A 19,983-nucleotide genomic window follows, 5' to 3' on the forward strand; every position below is an offset into this window, starting at 1 on the left:
ATGTACAAAAAACATAACTGCATATTTATCCTATTATTTTTGAGCCTTTGGGGAGCAGTTTCAGCTCAGGAAACTGAAACTGATAGTATTGGTACCGAAACGGTCACTGTGGTAAAACCTTACTCACCGACCGTTTCAGATGCCTTTAAATTAAAATCAACGCCCAATCTGAATGATTCTATTGTACTACAGAAGAAAAAAATCAATTATAGTATTTTTTCGGTACCTGTGGCTTCAACCTTTACGCCCGCAAAGGGAAAAGCTTCTCGTGTAAAAAAAACATCACCACCTACGCTTTACAATTCGTATGCATCCGTTGGTTTGGGAAACTTTAATAACGCTTTGGTGGACTTTTATACCAGTCGCGAATTTAGTAGGGGTGAAGATTTGTTGGATTTTGGGTTAAATCACAATTCTTCCAGAGGTGCCATTGAATCCACACCTTTGGATGCTGACTTTTACAATACTAAACTTGATGTTTCGTATGCAAAGAAGGATAGGGATTTGGACTGGGGTGCGAGTGTTGGCCTCCAGCATCAATTGTACAATTGGTACGGTATCGAAAATGATGCTTTTGATGAGACCATAATTGCCGGTATAGATGCAACTCAGAATTATTTTAATGCACAGGCAAAAGCACATTTAAATCTTGAAGATTCTTTTTTTAAAAGTGGAACCGTTTTGGTGAGGAGATTTTGGGATGCTACGGATTCGGGAGAGAATCGCGTTGTTTTTCAACCCATTATTGAATTGCCTGTTACAGAGGAAATAGTTACCATAAGTGCTAAACTGGATTACGTTAGTGGAAGTTTTGAGAATGCATCCTTGAATAATACAACAAATGAAACGGGAATAGATTACAGCCACTTCCAAGTTGGTGTAACCCCAAGTTTGCAAATGCTTCGGAATGACCTTACTTTAAATTTGGGAGCCAATCTCGTCTATGGAATGGATACAGAAAACAGCGAAAGCAACTTCTATATTTATCCTGCGGTTACGGTATCATATCGCTTGTTGGACGAAACGGTTATTGCCTATGGTGGGGTAGAAGGTGAGCTGCATCAGAATTCATATTTTGACTTTGTAAACGAGAACCCCTTTGTTTCACCGACTTTGTCAATTCAACCCACCGACCAACAATATGAAGGGTATTTAGGTTTAAAAGGACAGCTGGTGTCCAATGTCGGGTACAATATCAAAGGTTCGTATACTGCCGAAAACCGAAGGCCTTTGTTTTTGCTGAACCCTGAGAATTTGGCTAGGGAAGATGAAGGCGATTATTTCTATGGGAATTCGTTCCAGGTATTTTATGATGACATAAAAACACTGGGCGTTTTTGCTGAGCTAAATGTTGACGTCAACCGTAATTTCACCATGGGTATTAATGCTGAGTTCTACGATTACGATACCGAAACGGACAATCCAGCTTGGAACCTACCCAGTATCAAAGGCTCTTTGTTTATGGATTATCAAATTGATGAAAAATGGTATATGGGAGCTAATTTGTTCTATGTGGGCGAGCGGGACGACTTGGTTTCGCAAGCAGTTGCCAATGCCTTGCCCTCGGAATTTCCTTCCACTATTGTGACGTTGGATAGCTTTTTTGATGCCAATGCCCATGTAGGCTATCGCTTTAATGAACAACTTTCGGTTTTTGTCAAAGCGTCCAATATTGCCAACAATGATTATCAACGTTGGGCCAATTTTAGGGTGCAAAGTTTTCAAGCATTGGCCGGACTTTCCTATAAGTTCGATTTTTGATTTGTAGGTAAAAACACAATAAAAACATAAGAAAATCGTTATAGTTACCGTACCAGTCTAAATCTTATCATTTGGCGTGGTGTGTCCGATTGAATTGGAAGTCATGCGATTACGGTTCACTTACATATTGTTCCTTTTCTTTTTTACCTTGATGTTTTCGTCAGTGGTTTCACAGAATCTTGTACACAATGGTGGCTTCGAGGATTTTGTGGAATGCCCTGTCAAAATGAGCAATTTAAATAAAGATGCAGAGTATTGGAGTGCACCAACGTTGGGTACTACAGATTACTTCAATGAATGTAGCAAGACCAAGTTGGGAATTCCCCTGAATTTTAAGGGAAAACAAGATGCTTTTGAAGGAGATGCCTATGCAGGTCTGTATTTATTCGCCCCAAAAGATTACCGTGAATATATTCAGGTAAAGTTATCCAAAACCTTAAAAAAGGGACATCGTTACAGACTAAGTCTATCCTTAAGCTTGTCTGAAAAATCAGATGGCGCGGTAATGGACTTAGGTGCTGTTTTTTCAGAAAAGCCACTGTCCGTTCATACAAAACGACAGCTTTCAAATGCGATGCTATCCTCGCAGGTTATTAAAACAACACACGCTAAACAGTTCTCTTCCAATGGCTTTTATGATGATAAGGGAGATTGGATGGAAGTTGAATTGGATTTTGTGGCCAAAGGATTTGAAAGTAACCTTATCCTTGGTAACTTTAAAAGTAATGGGGGAACAAAATACTTGGATTTTAATAAAAATACAGCTTCGGTCGAAGGCTATTCGTATTATTATCTAGACGATGTTACACTTACATATTTAGGTCCAGAGTACAAGCCCAACCAAAGCTATGTACTCAATCATGTAAATTTTGACTTTGACCGTTTTGAACTGGAACCTAAAGCAAAACAAAGTTTAGCGGATGTATATAAGTACCTCAAAAAGAATCCCAACTTAAAAGTTTCTATAAGTGGTCATACAGATGATCTGGGATCAGAGGAATATAATGAAGTCTTGTCAAGTCAACGTGCCAATACAGTTGCGAAATACTTAATAATGCTTGGGCTAGAAAAAAAGAGAATTTCCTATACTGGTTACGGAAATAAGATTCCTTTAGATAGTACACTTACCGATAAGGCCAGAAGAAAAAATAGGCGTGTAGAATTTGTCATGACAAAGTTTGTTGATGAGGAATAGTATAATACCTATTCATTGCCTTTCCAATAAGAGCTAATATATAACTAGGAAAACAACGATTTATTTAGAAAGAGGCGTAATCAATTAGAAAAATTGGTTGCGCTCACCAAAAGGTTTTCCGACTTAGGAAGCAGAATTGTTTTTTTCCATGAATCCCAGTAAAATTTTTGGCGCAGTCCAGAATTACCATCCAACAGTTTTTTAATGTCATCATCATATTCCAATACGATGTAACCGGTATTCCCACCACTTAGAACAAAAAAAGACTCGGGTTCATAGCCTTTGGATTTTATATTGACTTTCCAATGGAAATCTTTTTCACTTTTAAGTAGAAAAGAACCATCATAGTCGGTATACGTAATAATATCAGTTGTACTTATTTCAGCGGAGGCACGGTAAATTGGGAATCCAAGCTGATCAACAACTTTACCTGTTATTTTGTTTTGGCTAATACCAAAGTAGGGAACAACAGATAATACGAGCATAAAGTTCACTATGCGCATTATAATAAGATTTGGATTATTATAACGGATTATATTGGAAATTAGTATCATAAGAATAATGAAAAAAGCGACACTAAAAAATTTCGCATTGAACAATATGGGCTAAAAAACTGCGTTTATTTAGGCGGTACGAGAACCTACAAATCAATATAACTATGCTTTATAAGGTTACTCGTATTTTTTTATTTCTCAGCTTTTGTTTTTTAGTGGGAACTCCACTTATTGGGCAAAATTTGATTTTGAACCCGGGCTTCGAAAAGTTTAAATCCTGTCCATCAAATATTATCAATTCTGGTACTTTACTGGAAGACGTTTCTTTACCAACATCAAGTTCTGGAGATTACTTTAATGCATGTGGTTCGAGTGATTTCTCGGTTCCTGCCAATTTTAAGGGTTCGCAAAAAGCTGAGGAAGGCTCCGGCTATGTTGGACTTTATTTCTACGCCTTAAATAACTATCGCGAATATGTTCAGTTGAATACCAGTAAAACATTAAGGGAAAAACACCCTTACAAAATTTCATTGAATTTAAGTCTTGCTGAGGCATCTAGCCTAGCGTTGAAGAATATGTCAATCGTACTGGTCAACAAAAAAGTAAAGTTTCCAAACGGCTCGGCTTTGACCAGTTCCCGCATGGATCTTAAAGAAGACATCATGTTTCACGAAGTCAAACTAAAGCCGAACAAATCTTTGGCAAATACCGATGATTGGATTACCCTAACGGCTGAATTTGATGCTAAAGGTTTCGAAAACCACATCATTATTGGCAATTTTAAAAACAACGTAGACACAGAATTGTTAAACCACGATGGTTCTATATTATCTAGTGATTTCTCATACTATTACGTTGATAATTTAATGCTTGAGGAATTGCCAAGAATCAATTATGAAAAAGACAAGATATATGTTCTAGAACGTAACCCGTATGAACCTAAAGGTTACGAATTGGATGCAGAAGCTATAGCAAGTGTCAAAAAAATATTCAAGTATCTCAAAGAAAATGCTGAGGTACAGATGAAGATTACAGGTCACTCTGATAATGTTGGAAAACCCGAATATAACAAGTTTGTATCCTCTTTAAGAGCTAGGGCGGTCGCACTTTATCTTAAAAATCTAGGAATCGATGACAACCGAATTGTTTGGGAAGGTGTAGGAGACACAAGGCCACTTAGAAACGGGAAAATAAAAGAAAGCCATCTTTCCAACCGTAGGGTTGAGTTTGTAATGACCGACTTTCAAGACGAGTAAAATAAGACATATTTGCTGTTAAAAATAACAGAATGCAACTATGCCATCGCTTTACTTCAATGGCAATTAATTTAGCAATGATTTGGCACGCCAATAATTAAACTCTGCTTTACGGTAACATTTTCTATTTTTGAAGGAAACCTTCAAAAATGAAACAGCTTTTTTTCCTAGTATCCATTTCAGTTCTTGTAATATCGTGTGCTTCAAAAGAAGAAGTGGACCTCATTGTATCCAATGCCAATGTGTACACCGTTGACGGGGATTTTTCAACTGCTGGTAGTATCGCCATAAAAAATGGCAAGTTTGTGGCAGTTGGTGAAACAAACGAAATTGGTGAAAAGTATACTGCAATAGAACAAATGGATGCCGATGGCAAAACCATTGTTCCCGGTCTAATAGACGCGCACTGTCATTTTTATGGATTGGGCCTTAATCAGCAGGTCGTTGATTTGGTAGGAACCAAAAGTTTTCAGGAAATTGTTGATAGGGTGGTAGCGTTTCATAAAGAAAATCCTTCCAATTTTATTCAGGGTAGAGGATGGGATCAGAATGATTGGGAAGTAAAAGAGTTTCCTACCAAGGATAAGTTTGATGAATTGTTTCCAGATACACCCATTGCATTAGAACGGGTTGACGGACATGCCTATTTGGTCAATCAGAAAGCATTGGATTTAGCCGGTATTACTTCAGAAACAGAGGTTGAAGGTGGGGCCATCATAAAAAAAGAAGGAAAACCTACGGGCGTTCTGGTGGACAACCCAATGGGAATGGTCGATGCGGTTATTCCTAAATCGAACAGGACTAAACAGATTCAAGCACTTAAAGATGCAGAACGTTTATGCTTTGATTATGGTCTGACCACCGTTAACGATGCAGGATTGCACAAACCCACTATTGATTTAATAGACAGTTTGCAACAATCAGGTGATTTGTCCATACGGGTGTATGCCATGGTGAGCAATACCCCAGAAAATCTGGATTATTATTTGGATAAGGGAATCGTTAAAACAGATAAATTGAATGTTAGATCCGTAAAAGTTTATGGTGATGGCGCTTTGGGTTCTAGAGGTGCAGCATTAAAAGCGCCATACTCGGACCACGAAGGACATTTTGGAGCCATGATTACCCCAGTAGATGAAATAGAGGCTTTGGCAGAACGAATTGCTGCTTCGGACTATCAAATGAATACCCATGCTATTGGAGATTCGGCAAACATTGTGGTGTTGCGAGCCTATAAAAAGGCGCTGGAAGGAAAAGAAGATAGGCGTTGGAAAGTGGAACACGCCCAAGTAATATCAGCACAGGATTTTGATTATTTTGAAAATGGAATTATCCCATCCATCCAACCCACTCATGCAACTAGTGATATGTACTGGGCGGAAGACCGTTTAGGAAAAGAACGGGTTAAAGGTGCATATGCCTTTAAAAAATTGTTGGACAAATCAGGAACCGTAGCATTGGGAACCGACTTTCCCGTGGAACAAGTGAGTCCATTCTTAACGTTTTATGCCGCTGTAGCAAGACAGGATTTAGACAGCTATCCCGAAGGGGGTTTTCAAATGAAAGACGCCTTATCAAGAGAAGAAACGCTAAAAGGGATGACCATTTGGGCGGCACATTCCAATTTTGAAGAAGACGAAAAGGGAAGTATAGAAATTGGAAAAGTAGCCGATTTTGTAATCTTGAGCGATGATATCATGACAATTCCCGTGGAAGACATACCTAATCTTAAAGCAGAGCAGGTCTTTGTGGGCGGTAACCAAGTTAAATAAAAAAGCGAGCCATTTGGCTCGCTTTTCTTTAATACTTTATTTCTTTTGCTTAGAGGCTCATAGCTAAAGAAACACGTGTTGTTCCCCAGCCCATGATCATGTTTCCATCCTCATCAAAAGTGATTGAGAATGCCTCTAAAGATTCACTGTCAGTACTTGTCTTAGCGCTAACCCTAGCTACATCAGCTGCCTTATCGTAAGAGTACGCTCCCCATTGATTTAGATTGCTGTTTAAAACTACGGTCCATTCGCCTTCCCCTGGAATAGTGAACAAAGCATAAGTTCCTGCTTTTACAGCAGTGCCACCAATAGTGGCGTCTTTGTAAAAAGTAATCTCTGGGGCTTCATTGGCTCCGGTTCTCCAAACCTTACCAGCAGGGGCAAGTTCAGAAATGCTACGTCCTTTTAATTGGGGACGACTGTAGATAATACGAACTGCTTTTTCAGAAACTCTGTAGCTGGAAGGATATGCAGCAATGTCCGCGGGGCTTTTATCCAAACCACTGAATTTTTGTGCGGTTGCTTCCGTTGAAAAAACCAACGAAACGATTAAGAAAGTAAATAAAAATACATTTTTCATGATAGAAATTTTAGTTGTCCTCAAAACTAGGATGTTATTAAATGTTGTTTTTATAAAAAGACGTTAAAATTTAGCAACCTTACAAAGTGTTCATATTTCTTATCAGTATTATAGTTTTGATATTAATTTAGTGGTTTATTGATGTAAAATATTAAAAAATGAAACCTTTATAGTGTTTAATGTTTTATTATTGAAAGTATACGGTAATATTTGTATTGAAATTGTTATAAAATAAAAATTATGTGCGGAATTGTATGTGCGTTTGATGTAAAGGAAAGTACAGAAGTATTAAGGCCTCAACTTTTAGAAATGTCTAAAAAAGTGAGGCATAGAGGTCCAGATTGGAGCGGGATTTATGCAGATGACAAAGCGATATTGGCCCATGAAAGGTTGGCGATAGTCGATCCTGCATCAGGAAAACAGCCATTGTTCAGTGAAGATGGGAAATTGATTTTAGCTGCCAATGGCGAAATTTATAACCACAGAGAATTAAGAAATCAATTTGATGGGCGGTATGAATTTAAGACCGAATCGGATTGTGAAGTGATTTTGGCGCTCTATCAAGAAAAAGGAGTTGATTTTGTGGATGAGCTAAATGGTATTTTTGGTTTTGCCATTTATGACAGCGAAAAAGACGAATACTTTATTGCAAGGGACCATATGGGTATCATCCCACTTTATATAGGATGGGATAAAAATGGGACTTTTTATGTTGCTTCTGAACTTAAGGCGTTGGAAGGAACCTGCTCAAAGATTGAACTGTTTCCCCCGGGGCATTATATGCATAGCTCGGATAGCGAGTTCAAACGATGGTATACCAGGGATTGGATGGACTATGAAGCTGTCAAGGAAAATGAGACCAGCATCCAAGAAATTAAGGACGCTCTTGAAGCTGCTGTGCATCGTCAATTAATGTCAGATGTGCCTTATGGGGTTTTATTATCCGGTGGATTGGATTCTTCGGTAACCTCTGCGGTTGCAAAGAAATATTCTCAAAAACGAATTGAATCGGGAGATACAAAAGAAGCATGGTGGCCTCAACTGCATTCATTTTCGGTTGGCTTGGAAGGTTCCCCGGATTTAGCCGCTGCTCAAAAAGTAGCAGAACACATCGGAACCATTCATCACGAGATAAAATTTACCATACAAGAAGGTCTAGATGCCATAAAAGATGTTATCTACAACTTAGAGACTTATGACATTACTACCATAAGAGCATCTACTCCCATGTATTTAATGGCTAGGGTAATCAAATCCATGGGGATAAAAATGGTATTGTCCGGTGAGGGAGCGGATGAACTGTTCGGTGGGTACCTATATTTTCATAAGGCACCAAGCCCAAAAGACTTTCATGAAGAAACCGTACGAAAACTGGATAAGTTGCACATGTACGATTGCCTTAGGGCCAATAAATCACTTGCTGCATGGGGGATTGAGGGTCGTGTTCCTTTTTTGGACAAAGAATTTATGGATGTTGCCATGCGTATCAATCCAAAAGATAAAATGATCAATGGAGAGCGTATGGAGAAATGGGTGGTACGTAAAGCGTTTGAGTCCTATCTTCCAGAAAGTGTGGCATGGAGACAAAAAGAACAGTTTTCGGACGGTGTTGGATATAGTTGGATCGATACCTTGAAGAAAATAGTGAATGAAGAGGTCAGCGATGAACAACTCGCAAATGCACATTTCAAGTTCCCCATTCAAACACCAACATCAAAAGAAGAATATTATTATCGTTCCATTTTTGAAGGACACTTTCCTTCCGATGCAGCTGCATTGAGCGTTCCGCAAGAACCATCGGTAGCATGCAGTACCAAAATTGCATTGGAATGGGACGAAGCATTTAAAAATATGAACGATCCATCAGGTAGGGCCGTGGCCAATGTGCACGAGGATGCTTATTAAAAGAATTGATCGTTTAAAGTCTATGAAGTAGGAGGATGTAGTTTTGTTTCATTTTCTATTAGTCGGAAAAGCCCCTTGAAAGAGGGGCTTTTTAGTTTAAAAAGATTCAAATAGAAGGAACGAATACCATCTATGTTTTTCACATTTTTTGTTGATAACTTAAAAGGGGTGAACCGCTTCAAACACCTAATTCCAAAGGGGATTGCTTATATTTGTAGGATTTGAAAATTTCAAAGCTAATACAAAAGGTTATATGAGCGAAGAAGCTAAAAAAAACCAATATTCAGCAGATAGTATCCAGGCTCTGGAAGGAATGGAGCATGTGCGGATGCGTCCTTCCATGTATATCGGTGATGTTGGGGTACGGGGATTGCACCATTTGGTGTACGAAGTTGTGGACAACTCCATTGATGAGGCCATGGGGGGGTACTGCGATACCATTGACGTAATCATAAATGAAGATAATTCCATCACTACTAAGGATAATGGTCGTGGAATTCCAGTTGGGCTACATAAAAAAGAAGGTGTTTCCGCGCTAGAGGTCGTAATGACCAAGATTGGTGCTGGGGGTAAGTTTGATAAAGATTCTTATAAAGTTTCGGGAGGTCTTCATGGTGTTGGTGTTTCTGTGGTGAATGCACTATCCATTCATTTAAAAGCTACTGTACATAGAGAGGGTAAAATCTGGGAGCAGGAATATGAAAGAGGAAAGACCCTTTATCCCGTAAAAAGTATTGGCGAAAGTAATGAAACTGGTACGGAGGTAACATTTATGCCAGATGATACCATCTTTTCCCAAACCACGGAATATAATTATGAGACCCTTTCAAATAGGATGCGTGAGCTTTCTTATTTGAATAAAGGCGTGACCATCACATTAACAGATAAAAGAAATAAGGACGAAAAGGGTGAATTTATATCCGAAACTTTTTATTCTGAAGAAGGGTTAAAGGAATTTATCAAGTTTTTGGATGGAAACCGCGAGCCTCTCATCCGGAGTGTAATCTCAATGGAAGGTGAAAAAAATGGAATTCCCGTAGAAGTAGCCATGGTCTATAATACAGGCTACACCGAAAACCTTCATTCCTATGTGAACAATATCAATACCCATGAAGGGGGAACCCACTTATCGGGCTTTAGAAGAGGATTGACCTCTACACTAAAGAAATATGCAGATGGTTCTGGTATGTTGGATAAATTGAAGTTTGAAGTTGCAGGTGATGATTTTCGTGAAGGATTAACAGCAATTGTATCCGTAAAAGTTGCAGAGCCACAGTTTGAGGGGCAGACAAAAACTAAATTAGGTAACCGTGAGGTAACCAGTGCCGTAAGTCAGGCTGTTTCTGAGATGTTGACCAATTATTTGGAAGAGCACCCAGATGATGCCAAATCTGTAGTTCAAAAAGTAATTCTCGCTGCTCAGGCACGCCATGCCGCTGCTAAAGCTCGTGAGATGGTACAACGTAAAAACCCAATGACAGGTGGAGGCTTACCAGGGAAACTTTCGGATTGCTCCGAACAAGATCCAACCAAATGCGAAGTGTTTCTAGTAGAGGGAGATTCTGCGGGTGGAACGGCCAAACAAGGAAGAGATAGAAACTTTCAGGCTATTTTGCCATTGCGCGGTAAAATCTTGAATGTTGAAAAAGCAATGCAACATAAGGTTTTCGAAAATGAGGAAATCAAAAATATATACACTGCACTTGGTGTTACCATAGGTACCGAAGAGGATAGTAAGGCTTTAAACCTAGAAAAATTAAGATACCACAAAGTTGTAATCATGTGTGATGCCGATGTGGATGGAAGCCATATAGAGACACTGATACTTACGTTCTTCTTTAGGTATATGCGAGAACTTATAGAAGGAGGCCACGTTTATATAGCAACACCCCCTTTATACTTGGTCAAAAAAGGTTCAAAACGTAGATACGCTTGGAATGATGAAGAGCGTGATGAAATCATAGCATCCATGAACGGAGGAGCAGGCATTCAACGCTACAAAGGTCTTGGAGAAATGAATGCTGAACAATTATGGGATACCACTATGAATCCAGAATTCAGGACATTACGCCAAGTGAGTATAGACAATGCCACAGAATCCGATCGTATATTTTCCATGTTAATGGGGGATGAGGTGCCGCCACGACGTGAATTTATCGAGAAAAATGCCGTCTATGCGAACATAGATGTATAAATAACCTTCATTTCACAACAAAAACTCGCTCTAACAAAGCGAGTTTTTTAGTTTTAGGAAAAATTTTACAAAATGAAAAGAATCATTCTTTTATGTACGTTATGTAGTTTTTCTTTTGGAATATCTCAATCCAACCTTAATGACCTTTTAGCTGCTGGTCTTAATGATGCTGAACGATTTACATCAGATTGGCTGGCGCCAGTTTCCGAAGCCGGAATTTACAGTATAGCAAATGGTTGGTACAATTCTGCTGATGCAAAGCCCTTGGGAGGTTTTGAAATTTCCATAATTGGAAATATAACCGGTTTTAAAAATAAGGACAATAAAAAATCCTTTACGCTTGATACGGCTGATTATGAAAATCTACAGTTTGTAGATGGAAGTACTTCAAAAGAAGTTTCCACAGCTTTGGGAGATATAGAGGGAGTAAGGGTTTTTGTAGAAGCAGAAGTTGCTCCCGGTGTTACGGTACGTGAAGAACTGGAATTGCCTTCTGGTTTGGCATCTGAGGATATTAATTTTGTGCCATCGGGATATATTCAAGCGAGTGTTGGTTTGATAAAGGGCACGGAAGTAAAAGCAAGGTTTCTCCCGAAGATTGATACTGATGATGTAGCTATTGGACTTTTTGGTGTAGGGATACAACATGATTTTACAAAGCATCTACCTGCAGATAAGATATTGCCCGTAGCAATTTCTGGTGTTATTGGGTATACGAGATTGAGTGGAGAATATGACTTTACCAATACTGAGCTAATTGATGGAGCCAACCAACGGATAGATACAAAGTTCAATTCTTGGAATTTTAGTGCTGTTGTATCCACAAAATTGCCGGTCATCAATTTTTATGGAGGCCTGGGTTACATGACCGGAAAATCTGAGACGGATATTTTAGGAACGTATGTAGTGCAATCAGGACCTTTCCAGGAAACATATGAAGACCCATTTTCAATCAGTAATAAAGTGAACGGGGTCATGGCCAATGTTGGCACAAAATTAAAACTTGGCTTCTTTCGACTCAATGCTGATTATAACATAGCAGAATTTAATACCCTAACCTTCGGTATTAACTTTGGATTCAGATAAAACTAAAAAAGGCTCAATTTTTCTTTGAGCCTTTTTATATACTATTTATTGTTTCGTTATTCTCGCACAGCAAATACACCGCCATTTTCAAGAGATAAAATTTCGGGCTCGTTGGTTTCTTCAAGGTTCACGATAACATCAGAAATTTCAGTATCAGAATAGATGATATTGTAGATACCGTTTTCTTCCGACCATTTAAAATCGGTATAAAAATCTATGGTGTTATTGGAGTAGCGTTGGTATCTTCCGAGATAGACATCGTTAAAAATCCACTCCTCTCTCACAGTAGTTTCATTTTTGCTTTCTAATGTAGTCGAAGCGTTTACCCAGATGCCTAATATGGGGTCATTGTTTTCTGGGATACTGGTACAGTTGCTGATTGCAATAATACATACAATGGATAGCAATGAAAAGAGCTTTTTCATGGGCAAGTAGGTTAAAAGTAATTTGGGATTATAATAACGTTTTGAAGTAGGAAATTATTGCCTGGAAATTGACTTTATATGTGACCTTAGTTGAATTATTCGGTCAAGTGCAATGTTTCTTAACATAAAACTCAATTTTCTAACAAAACCTTAGGAGAATCAACATTGCTCAAAATGGTTAAAAGTCAGGTTTTTTCTAAGGGAAATGCCTTATTTTTGCCAATAATTTTAAACTGATAAACATGAAAGTAACCGTAGTTGGGGCAGGTGCAGTTGGAGCTAGCTGTGCTGAATATATTGCAATGAAAGATTTTGCATCGGAAGTTGTATTGCTTGATATCAAAGAAGGATACGCAGAAGGAAAAGCAATGGACTTGATGCAAACAGCTTCCTTAAATGGTTTTGATACCAAGATTACTGGAAGTACCAATGATTATGCTAAAACTGCTGGTAGTAATATCGCTGTTATCACCTCAGGGATACCACGTAAACCCGGAATGACAAGGGAAGAATTGATAGGAATCAACGCTGGTATCGTTAAAACCGTTGCTTCAAGCTTATTGGAACATTCTCCTAACGTTATTCTTATTGTTGTCAGTAACCCAATGGATACCATGACTTACTTGGTGCACAAAACCACAGATGTGCCTAAAAATAGAATAATCGGTATGGGCGGCGCTTTGGACAGTGCCCGATTCAAATATCGATTAGCAGAAGCTTTAGAAGCACCGATTTCTGATGTTGATGGTATGGTAATAGGCGGACATAGCGATACTGGTATGGTGCCACTAATCAACCATGCGGCACGTAATAGTGTCAAAGTATCCGAGTTCTTGGCAGAAGACCGCATGCAACAAGTTGTTGAAGATACCAAAGTTGGTGGCGCTACCCTTACAAAACTGTTAGGTACCAGTGCTTGGTATGCGCCGGGTGCCGCTGTTTCTTCGTTAGTACATGCAATAGCTTGTGATCAGAAGAAAATGTTCCCATGCTCTACCTTTTTAGAAGGAGAATATGATCTTAACGATATTTGTATAGGTGTCCCAGTATTATTGGGGAAAAATGGTATTGAAAAGATAGTTGAGATTGACCTGAGCGATGCAGAAAAAAACAAGATGCAAGAAAGTGCCGAAGGTGTAAGAAAGACCAACGGACTACTCCAGTTATAATCTAAAAATTATACTGTAGAATTGTCATTTTGGGCAGCGCTAAAAATCTGAAAATTTAATTTTCTTGGGTTTTTTATTACCGCTGTTTGGAATGACAATTTTAGTTTTTGGCAACCAAGATTCATTCCATTTGCATTAACCCTAAATTCTATTGGCAAATCTTGTGGGAAATGATATATTTGCACGCTGTTTAAGAAAAACATCTAAAATTTAATAATCAATGCAAAATAAAGGACTTATAAAGCTTTTCGCGCTTCTTTTTGGCCTGGTCAGCATTTATCAACTTTCCTTTACTTACATAGCAAGTAAATTGGAAAAAGATGCTGAAGTATATGCTGTAGGGCAAATTTCGGAAGCTGAAGACGATTATGTGGCAAAACGGGAAGCTTTAGAGGCATCGTATTTAGATTCTATCGGTAGCAATCCAGTTTTGGGATATACGAGTTATGATGATGCCAAGAAAAAGGAATTGAATAAAGGATTAGACCTTAAAGGAGGTATAAACGTTACTCTTCAGATTTCGGTAAAAGACATTTTAAAAGGACTTGCCAACAATACCAAGAATCCTGTTTTTAATAAAGCTTTAGCGGATGCCGATACTGCCTCCAAAAGTAGTGATGACATCTATTTAGAGCTATTTTTTGATGCTTTTGATAAAATTAAAGGCGAAACGAAATTAGCGTCACCGGATATTTTTGCAAACAAAGGACTGAGCGATGTCATTAATTTTCAAATGACGGATGATCAGGTAAAACCAATAATAAGGACAAAAATAGACGAGTCTATTGTTTCCGCTTTTGAAGTTCTTCGTGAACGTATTGATGGCTTTGGTGTAACGCAACCTAATATCCAAAGAGAAGGAAATTCTGGGCGTATTTTGGTAGAACTTCCAGGCGCTAGGGATATAGCAAGGGCACAAGAACTGTTATCAAGTACAGCTCAACTGGAATTCTGGGAGACCTATCCACAGAGCAATCAAAGCTTAGGGACTTTTTTCGTTAATGCAAATGAGAAATTAAAAGATATTTTAGAGCCAGTTGAAATCGAAGAAGAGATTTCTAAACCAGAATCTGAGATAGATTCATTGTTGTCGGATGTAGCACAGGATTCATTGAATCTAAATGAGCAAGCCAATAATCCACTATTGGGAAAACTGATTCCCGCAAGTCCTGGTAGTCATGCCATTGCAAGGGTTTTAGTTTCAGATACAGCCGAAATAGGTGGCTATCTTAGAATGCGCGAAATCAGAAGACTTTTACCCAACGATGTCCAGTTTACCAAGTTTCTTTGGGAAAGGTCTGCCAAAGATTCTGAATTGGCGGAATTGTATGCATTAAAATCCAACAGGGACAATACACCTAGGATCAGTGGGGATGTTGTTTCTGATGCTCAGGATACATTCGACCAATACAACAAGCCTGCGGTGAGCATGACAATGAACACTAGGGGCGCAAAAGAATGGGAAAAACTAACGGGAGATGCTTTCAATAACCAAACAGGTATTGCAATAGTTCTGGACAATAAAGTATACACGGCTCCTGGAGTTTCCACAGGTCCAATTTCTGGAGGACGTTCGGAGATTACAGGTACGTTTACGATCAACGAGACCAAGGATATTGCCAATGTACTTCGTGCTGGTAAGTTGCCGGCTTCCGCAGAGATCATTCAATCCGAAGTGGTAGGGCCTTCTTTAGGGCAAGAGGCTATTGATAGTGGTTTTATGTCCTTTTTGATAGCCATGTGCTTCGTATTGGTATGGATGATTTTCTACTACGGTAAGGCAGGAATATTTGCTGATATCGCATTGATATTGAATATCTTACTGATTTTTGGAGTGCTTACAAGTTTAGGTGCTGTATTGACCTTGCCCGGTATTGCAGGTATCGTATTGACCATAGGTATGTCCGTGGATGCGAACGTGCTTATATTTGAACGTATTAAGGAGGAGTTGGCACGTGGGAAAGGTAAAGCACAAGCGGTTGCAGATGGTTTTGGAAACGCACTGTCCTCTATTTTAGATGCAAACATTACTACAGGGCTTACCGCAATCATACTTTTTGTGTTTGGTTCAGGTCCAATTAAAGGATTTGCAACAACCTTACTTATAGGTATTGTTACTTCTTTGTTTACTGCTATATTCATTACACGTTTGTTGGTGGACTGGTATATTGCAAAAAAAGGGCGAAGCTTGGATTTCTCTACAGGAATAACCAAGAACCTGTTCAAGAATATGAACATCAATTTCTTGGGCAAAAGAAAGATAGCCTATGTTGTTTCCTTTATTTTGGTGGGTGTTGGTGTATTTTCACTATTTACTACCGGATTGCAAGAAGGTGTTGATTTTATTGGAGGACGTTCGTATCAAATTCGTTTTGAGAAAGCGGTAAATCCATCTGAAATTGCTTCAGAATTAAACACTGTTTTTGGCAGTGGTACCAATGTGAAGACTTTTGGTGAATCCAATCAAATCAAGGTTACCACACCTTATAAAGTCGAAGTTGAAGGTATAGAGGTTGATAATGAAATTCAAAACAAACTCTTTACTTCACTTCAAAAATACCTTCCAGATGGCACTTCTTTTGAAGACTTTACCTTGGGTGCTTCGGAAAAATCGATAGGTATATTACAGTCGGTTAAAGTTGGCCCTACCATAGCAGATGATATTAAAAACAATGCCTTCTTAGCGATTATCGGTTCTTTGGCGGTAGTATTTTTATATATCTTATTGCGTTTTAGAAAGTGGCAATTCTCTCTGGGTGCCGTTGTTGCTGTATTCCACGATGTTATGATCGTACTGGGAATATTCTCCCTAACGGGAAGTATCATGCCATTTAACATGGAAATCGACCAAGCGTTTATTGCAGCGATTCTTACGGTAATCGGTTATTCATTGAACGATACCGTAGTCGTATTTGACCGTATTCGAGAAATCGTAGGCCTTAAAGGTTGGAACAATGGGATAAATATTAATCAGGCTTTGAACAGTACATTGAGTCGTACATTGAATACGTCGCTTACAACATTAATTGTATTGTTGGCGATTTTCGTCTTTGGAGGGGAAAGCTTAAGAGGATTTATGTTTGCCATGATCGTAGGTGTTCTTGTAGGTACATACTCCTCTGTATTTATTGCTACGCCTATCATGTTCGATGCATTGAAGAAGAAAATAGCTGGAGCTGAGGAATAGTAAGGCTCTATTAAGATTCATAAATAAAAGACCACCTTTTTAAGGTGGTTTTTTTATCCTTTTAAATCTTTTGTTCTTTTACTATTTTCCACTGTAGTTTTCATCAATATAGGCTATAGCTTCTTTTTGGGTAAGAGCGGTAAAACCTTTGTAGCGGCTGTGTACATCTATAATTTCGTCCAAAGCTTTTTCAATAAGCTCTTTGTTTTTCCATGTCTTTAATTCTTTGACAACTGTTACCAGACATCCTTTCTTATATGAGATTTGCCCTAAAACATGGATAAGGGTATTTTTTACACGGGCCGTTGTATCATGCTGTAATTCTTTTAGTAAAGGCAGAATATCCTGAGGATGTTTTCGTCCCCTTAATTCTATGCCGTGGCAAATTTCACGCCTAACCTCCTTATCTGGATGACGAATGTAATTTTTTGCCCAGTTCAAAACAGGAACAGGGTTTTTGTCTCCCATTTTTTTGATGGAACCTATAACCGCATTTCTTACGGAATGATGCTCATCAAATAATCCTTGGTCAAAAAAGTGTTCTACATTTTCAAAATTGATTTTACCTAATTCTCCAGCTGCATTGATTACTGTCTGTCTTACTTTTTCAGATTCAGATTTCAGGAGTTTATCAAGAACATTGACAATGTTGGATACATCGATAGTGCCATTTTTGTATATTTTGCCAATAGTTAAATAACCAGCTTTTCTGATATAGGTATCTTCATCGGAAAAGTATTTGAAAATCGATTCTGTTTCCTTTTTTTGGAAATCATGAAGTATATCCGACTCAATTTTATGAACCAGGTCTTTTCGCTTTTCTTTTGACAAATCATAAAAACCCATTCTTGGAGAAATTTATTTTGAAGGCAATGACATGACGTACTCAAATCCTTTTTGAAGATACTCTCCTAGCTTTTTTTTATCTATAAATAATGATTTAGGAATCAAAACATACTCTCGCATTGTAGCGCCATACGATTTAAAAGGTTGTGCCCCATAGGCTTTATCGAATGCATCAGTATCTTCTTTTGAAAGTCGAATCCCCAATTCCCCATCTTTATTGAGTTGTGAGAACATATGACCATTCACAGATGTATATGGCATTGTTTTTCCTTTTCTTTCAAAATTAGGATTGGACTCAACAATTTCATTGTATATTTTTAACACATTTTCTCTCATATCTCTATTTATATAAGGTTTTTAGCCATGGCTTGAAATTCAAAAAGTTCTTTTCCAATTTGGAAATCATGATTACCTATTTTATCGAAATCATTTTTTTCATAAAATGTAATGGCCCTTGTGTTACTTTTTAATACGGAAAGCCAAATATTTTCAGAGTTATTGGCTGCCGCTCTCTCCAAAACTTTATTTTGTAGTTCCCGTCCAACTCCAACGGATAAAAAGTCCTTTAAAACATATATTTTTTGAAGTTGAGATACATTTTGCGAGTTGATGAATTTTGATGGAGAATGGAGCTTTAGCTTGGCATATCCTGCAGGTAGGTCGTCAACATAAGCTAGCCAAAAAACGTTGTTCGGTTTGTTGAGACTGACACGTAATTTTGGAACATTAAAAGTTCTCGACAAGTAATCTTGTAAATCTTTTTTATTGTTAAAATAATGACCAAAAGTTTCCGTAAAGGTAAATCTTGCCAATAGAGCAATATAAGCTGCATCTTCTTTTTTAGCTTCAATGATATGCATGTTGTCTGGTTTTTCCAGTTGCTCCATTTGAGTCTGTCGTTTCTAAAATATAATCAAACCGGGGTAACAACCCATTTTCCTTTCTATGGGAAACAAAAACAATTGCAGTATCACTTTCTTTAGCGATTTTGTTCACCAAAGCTATAAATAGCCCTGTACTTTTTTCATCCAATCCGGCTGTTGGCTCATCCAGAATTAACAACGGAGGATGTTTTATCATTGCTCTCGCGGTCATAACAAGCCTTTTTTCGCCCGTAGTAAGTGATAAAAACTTCATGTCTTTCTTATTGTGCAATTGTAAAAGTTTTAACCATGATAAAGCCAATTTTTTTTCCTGGTCGGTTGGATAGTTGTAAAGCCCAATTGAGTCGTAAAGTCCGGAGAGTATCATATTTTCCAAACTATGGTAACCGTTAAACTTGTCTGTCATTGATGGCGTGTAGTACCCTATTCTTTTCTTGATGTCCCATACGCTTTCACCACTCCCTTTCTTTTGCCCGAATATAGTTAGGTCTTGTCCATATCCTTTATGGCTATCCCCGGTTATCATAGATAGCATAGTGGTCTTTCCGCTTCCGTTGGGTCCGATCAATTGCCAAAACTCCCCCTTTTTTATGGCCCAATCAATACTGTCCAAAACTTTACGCCCATCAAAACTTACAGATACGTTCCTAAATTGAACAAGTTCATTTTCTTTAACTTCAATGGTATGCAGAGGAGGTGGAATGGTTCCAGTGAACTGAAGTTCTGCTTTTTGGTTTGCGGTCAAAAACAAATCGAACGATGCATATTTTTCTAATTTGTCCCCATCTAACTTATGGTAATTTGAAGAGATGGGCAGCACATCATCCAAACGGCTTATGATTTGAATGAGTATGGTTGACTTGGAAATGGATATCAACTTTTTTCTAAGAATGGTCTGCGTTTCTGCATCCAGATTATCGAAGGGGTTGACCAAAACCAAAAAATCAGGTTTTTCTTTTGATATGTAATCCAGTAGTACTTTTTTTTGTTCTCCACTACTCATGGATTTTAAGGGCTGGTAAACTCCTTCGGTAATAATCTTTATATCGTGCCTTTCCTCTTCGTCCATAAAACGCTCAATTTCTGATTTGGAAAATAGAAGTCCTGTCTTCCCATTCAATTCGCTAAATGCTTCCGAATGGCCTTTCAACAATTTATTGACCAAAACATCTGTTTTGGAACTGTTGTCCGTGAGAATTGTGTGATTTTTAGCTTGGGTCATTTTAAAG

16 protein-coding genes are annotated in these 19,983 nt (G+C 38.2%); 9 read left to right on the forward strand and 7 right to left on the reverse strand.

Annotation, left to right across the window (positions count from 1 at the left end):
* Positions 1–1,761 (forward strand): TonB-dependent receptor, encoded by a 1,761-nt coding sequence (locus KIM67_RS11000; protein ID WP_213831379.1) that lies wholly within the window; start codon positions 1–3, stop codon positions 1,759–1,761.
* Between the two features lie 226 nt (positions 1,762–1,987).
* The gene (locus KIM67_RS11005; RefSeq protein ID WP_213831380.1) at positions 1,988–2,956 is read left to right on the forward strand and encodes an OmpA family protein; all 969 of its coding nucleotides are present in this window, start codon (positions 1,988–1,990) and stop codon (positions 2,954–2,956) included.
* A gap of 80 nt (positions 2,957–3,036) precedes the next feature.
* Here the strand turns inward: KIM67_RS11005 and KIM67_RS11010 are convergent, their stop codons facing one another.
* A complete protein-coding gene (locus KIM67_RS11010) occupies positions 3,037–3,459 on the reverse strand; it encodes a hypothetical protein (protein ID WP_213831381.1) in 423 nt (140 codons plus the stop codon).
* Positions 3,460–3,698: 239 nt separating this feature from the next.
* Between KIM67_RS11010 and KIM67_RS11015 the strand changes: the two genes are divergently transcribed.
* Together KIM67_RS11015 and KIM67_RS11020 are read left to right on the forward strand one after the other, a co-directional pair.
* Complete coding sequence (locus tag KIM67_RS11015; protein ID WP_213831382.1) at positions 3,699–4,706, forward strand: OmpA family protein; 1,008 nt, start codon at positions 3,699–3,701, stop codon at positions 4,704–4,706.
* Positions 4,707–4,855: 149 nt separating this feature from the next.
* Positions 4,856–6,478: an amidohydrolase gene (locus KIM67_RS11020; RefSeq protein WP_213831383.1), complete on the forward strand. Its 1,623-nt coding sequence runs from the start codon at positions 4,856–4,858 to the stop codon at positions 6,476–6,478.
* 49 nt (positions 6,479–6,527) lie between these two features.
* On the opposite strand, the gene KIM67_RS11025 is transcribed toward KIM67_RS11020, so the two are convergent.
* On the reverse strand, positions 6,528–7,058 hold the full coding sequence (locus tag KIM67_RS11025; protein ID WP_213831384.1) for a DUF2911 domain-containing protein: 531 nt from the start codon (positions 7,056–7,058) through the stop codon (positions 6,528–6,530).
* A gap of 240 nt (positions 7,059–7,298) precedes the next feature.
* On the opposite strand from KIM67_RS11025, the gene asnB reads away from it, so the two are divergent.
* From asnB to KIM67_RS11040, 3 genes are all read left to right on the forward strand, one after another.
* A complete protein-coding gene (asnB, locus tag KIM67_RS11030) occupies positions 7,299–8,963 on the forward strand; it encodes an asparagine synthase B (protein WP_213831385.1) in 1,665 nt (554 codons plus the stop codon).
* A gap of 253 nt (positions 8,964–9,216) precedes the next feature.
* On the forward strand, positions 9,217–11,157 hold the full coding sequence (gene gyrB, locus KIM67_RS11035; protein ID WP_213831386.1) for a DNA topoisomerase (ATP-hydrolyzing) subunit B: 1,941 nt from the start codon (positions 9,217–9,219) through the stop codon (positions 11,155–11,157).
* A gap of 72 nt (positions 11,158–11,229) precedes the next feature.
* Positions 11,230–12,243 carry a DUF6588 family protein gene (locus tag KIM67_RS11040; RefSeq protein WP_213831387.1) on the forward strand — a complete coding sequence of 338 codons (1,014 nt, stop codon included), beginning with the start codon at positions 11,230–11,232 and terminating at the stop codon, positions 12,241–12,243.
* Positions 12,244–12,299: 56 nt separating this feature from the next.
* On the opposite strand, the gene KIM67_RS11045 is transcribed toward KIM67_RS11040, so the two are convergent.
* On the reverse strand, positions 12,300–12,668 hold the full coding sequence (locus KIM67_RS11045; protein WP_213831388.1) for a hypothetical protein: 369 nt from the start codon (positions 12,666–12,668) through the stop codon (positions 12,300–12,302).
* Positions 12,669–12,910: 242 nt separating this feature from the next.
* On the opposite strand from KIM67_RS11045, the gene mdh reads away from it, so the two are divergent.
* A complete protein-coding gene (mdh, locus tag KIM67_RS11050) occupies positions 12,911–13,837 on the forward strand; it encodes a malate dehydrogenase (protein WP_213831389.1) in 927 nt (308 codons plus the stop codon).
* Positions 13,838–14,057: 220 nt separating this feature from the next.
* Entirely contained in the window at positions 14,058–17,024 is a 2,967-nt protein-coding gene (secDF, locus tag KIM67_RS11055) for a protein translocase subunit SecDF (protein WP_213831390.1), read from the forward strand.
* A gap of 81 nt (positions 17,025–17,105) precedes the next feature.
* On the opposite strand, the gene KIM67_RS11060 is transcribed toward secDF, so the two are convergent.
* From KIM67_RS11060 to KIM67_RS11075, 4 genes are read right to left on the reverse strand one after another with little or no spacing between them, the layout of a single operon-like run.
* Complete coding sequence (locus KIM67_RS11060) at positions 17,106–17,870, reverse strand: HEAT repeat domain-containing protein (RefSeq protein WP_213831391.1); 765 nt, start codon at positions 17,868–17,870, stop codon at positions 17,106–17,108.
* Positions 17,871–17,882: 12 nt separating this feature from the next.
* Positions 17,883–18,206, reverse strand: coding sequence for a hypothetical protein (locus KIM67_RS11065; RefSeq protein ID WP_213831392.1), 324 nt, complete (start codon positions 18,204–18,206; stop codon positions 17,883–17,885).
* Between the two features lie 8 nt (positions 18,207–18,214).
* Positions 18,215–18,757, reverse strand: coding sequence for a GNAT family N-acetyltransferase (locus KIM67_RS11070; protein WP_213831393.1), 543 nt, complete (start codon positions 18,755–18,757; stop codon positions 18,215–18,217).
* Positions 18,717–19,976: an ABC transporter ATP-binding protein gene (locus KIM67_RS11075; RefSeq protein ID WP_213831394.1), complete on the reverse strand. Its 1,260-nt coding sequence runs from the start codon at positions 19,974–19,976 to the stop codon at positions 18,717–18,719. Before KIM67_RS11075 ends, KIM67_RS11070 begins: the two co-directional genes overlap by 41 nt.
* Positions 19,977–19,983 lie beyond the last annotated feature (7 nt).

The sequence above is a fragment of the Flagellimonas sp. 389 genome (assembly GCF_018449435.1).
GTDB lineage: Bacteria > Bacteroidota > Bacteroidia > Flavobacteriales > Flavobacteriaceae > Flagellimonas.